The sequence below is a fragment of the Mesorhizobium sp. M2A.F.Ca.ET.042.01.1.1 genome (assembly GCF_003997405.1).
Taxonomy (GTDB): domain Bacteria; phylum Pseudomonadota; class Alphaproteobacteria; order Rhizobiales; family Rhizobiaceae; genus Mesorhizobium.
In genome coordinates this window covers 1-2926 of the sequence record NZ_RZRX01000434.1, presented here as the reverse complement: position 1 = coordinate 2926, position 2926 = coordinate 1, and the positions used below count along the sequence as shown (strand labels likewise).

Sequence of the window (2926 nt, the reverse complement as noted above, 5' to 3'; positions counted from 1 at the left end):
GTCTGGGTGACGGGCGGCCGCTATCAGGGAACCGAGAACGCCAACCTGCAGCAGGCCAGGATTTCGGTCGCCTCTGACACAGCCGGCCGTATCGTTCAGGTCGGCATCGCCGACAACCAGCTGGTCAAGCAGGGCGACCTTCTCTTCGTCATCGATCCCGAGCCTTACAGGATCGCGCTCGCCCAGGCCGATGCGGCGGTCGCCGCGGCGCGCCTCAATGTCGAGCAGCTGCGCGCCGCCTACAGCCAGGCGATGGCGCAGGAGAAGTCCGCCTCAAGCGAGGTCGACTATGCGCAGTCGCAATATGACCGCGCCGCCGATCTCGCGCAGAAGGGCATCAATGCCAAATCCTCGCTCGACCAGGCCCGCAACGATCTTGACAAGGCCAAGCAGCAGCTGGCCGTCGCGCAGCAGGGCATCGTCAGTGCCAAGGCGGCGCTCGGCGGCAATCCCGAGATCGAGACCGACAAGCATCCGACCGTGATGGCCGCTCTGGCCGCGCGCGACAAGGCGGCCTATGACCTGGCGCAGACGACGGTGAAGGCGCCGGCCGACGGCGTCATCTACCAGGCGGCTTCCTTCAAGGTCGGCCAGTATGTTTCCGTCGGCACGCCGCTCTTCGCGCTCGTCGAGACCGGCGACACCTGGATCGACGCCAATTTCAAGGAGACCCAGCTCACCAACATGAAGCCGGGCCAGAAGGCGGAGATCGTCGTCGACACCTATCCGGGCCGCACCTTCGAGGCGACGGTCAAGGCGATCGGCGCCGGCACGGGCGCGGAGTTCTCGCTGCTGCCCGCGCAAAACGCCACCGGCAACTGGGTCAAGGTCACGCAGCGCATTCCCGTGCGCCTGGAACTGACCGATCCAGACGACAAGATGGCGCTGCGCACCGGCATGAGCGCGAGCGTCACCGTCGACACCGGCGTGGCGCGCGGCCTGCCGTCGATCTTCGGCCATGCCGCGGCAGGGGAGCACGCGCAGTGACAATACGCCCCATGAATCGGAGGCGGAGCAGGGGATTGGTCTGATGGGAGGAGTGAGAAGGATAAGCGTTTAAGATCAGCCGTTTGACGGCGCGATCAAAACCGAAACCTTCGCCACGGACCCGTCGGTCCTCAGGTTTCCGGGCGGCAGACATCCGCTCCAACAGAGACTTTCAGTCGATGTAACCCCCACATCGATAGTCGCGTCCCACCGCGATGAAGGTCTCTCAACGGAAGGCATTGCCGCCCGGAAGCCTAGAGCCGGATGATTTCAGGTCTGTTCGACCTGAAATCTGAATCCGGCTCCAAATCAAAGAGATAGAGCATGATGTCGTCCGAAAACCGCATCACACTTTTCGGCATTATGCTCTAGTGTACACGGTTTTGTTACCCGCTGGAAGTTCAGCATCATGAGCACGCCCGAACCCTTCAAGGAAGTGCCGCATCGCGGGCTGATCACCGTCGCGCTGATGCTGGCGACGATCATGCAGGCGCTCGACACCACGATCGCCAATGTCGCGCTGCCGACCATGACTGGCGACCTCGGCGCGTCGCCAGACAACATCAACTGGGTGCTGACCTCCTATATCGTGGCGGCGGCGATCATGACCCCGGTCACCGGCTGGCTTGCCGACCGGCTCGGCCGCAAGGAGCTGTTCCTCGCCTCGGTCGTCGGCTTCACCATCTTCTCCATGCTCTGCGGCCTGGCCTGGAGCCTCGAGACGATCGTGCTCTTCCGCCTACTGCAGGGCGTGTTCGGCGCCGCCATCGTGCCGCTGTCACAGACCTTCCTACTCGACATCAACCCGAAGGAGCGCCACGGCCAGGCGATGGCGATCTGGGGCGCCGGCATCATGCTTGGGCCTATCCTGGGGCCGACGCTCGGCGGCTGGCTGACGGAAAACTTCAACTGGCGCTGGGTGTTCTTCATCAACCTGCCGGTCGGCATTCTCGCCTTCCTCGGCATGGCCGCCTATCTGCCCGTCATCGCCAAGCGCGTGCGCGGCTTCGACTTCTTCGGCTTTGCCATGCTCTCGCTCGGCGTCGGCGCGCTGCAGCTTCTGCTCGATCGCGGCGGCGAGGTCGACTGGTTCAACTCGGCCGAGATCTGGATCGAGCTTGCTCTGTCGCTCACAGGCTTCTGGGTGTTCATCATCCACACGGTGACGGCAGAGCATCCCTTCATCGACCCAAAGATCTTCCTCGACCGCAATTTCGTGACCGGGCTGGGCTTCATCTTCGTCATGGGCGTGCTGATCCTGGCCTCGATGTCACTGTTGCCGCCGATGCTGGCCAACATCTTCGGCTATCCGACCGTGACCATCGGCGTCGTCCTGGGTCCGCGCGGTATCGGCACGATGATCTCGATGCTGGTCGTCGGCCGCATCATGCACAGGTTCGATGCGAGGATCCTCGTCGCCATCGGTTTCCTGCTGACCGCGCAGTCGCTGTACACCATGGCAAGCTTCACGCCGCAGATGGACAACTGGCTGATCCTCACCTCCGGCGTCATCCAGGGTCTCGGCATGGGCATGGTGTTCGTGCCGCTGTCGACGGTCGCCTTCGCCACGCTCGATGCGCGTTACCGCACTGACGCCACCTCGTTGTTCAGCCTGGTGCGCAATCTGGGCTCGTCGATCGGCGTGTCGGTGGTTGCGGCCTTGATGGTGCGCAACACCCAGATCAACCACACCGAGCTTTCGGCCTTCATCAATCCCTACAATCCCAACCTATGGGCTGCCTCGCCGGCGGCCGCGAGCGGCAACGCCGCGGCGCTGTCGCAGGTCGACCGCGCGGTGAATGCGCAGGCGATGATGATCTCCTACATCAATGACTTCAAAATCCTGATGGTGATGACGCTGGCCGCGATCCCGTTCGTCATCCTGCTGCGCAAGCCCAAGGCGGCGCCGGCGGGCGGCGCCCCGGCGGCGCATATGGAT

At 63.7% G+C, this 2926-nt stretch carries 2 protein-coding genes; both read left to right on the top strand.

The features are described from left to right. Nucleotides 1–987 (top strand): HlyD family secretion protein (locus tag EOA23_RS33215; RefSeq protein ID WP_145966569.1); only part of this gene is annotated, 987 nt, incomplete at its 5' end. Nucleotides 988–1396: 409 nt separating this feature from the next. Continuing rightward, a partial coding sequence (locus tag EOA23_RS33210) for a DHA2 family efflux MFS transporter permease subunit (protein WP_126083176.1) occupies nt 1397–2926 on the top strand: 1530 nt, incomplete at its 3' end.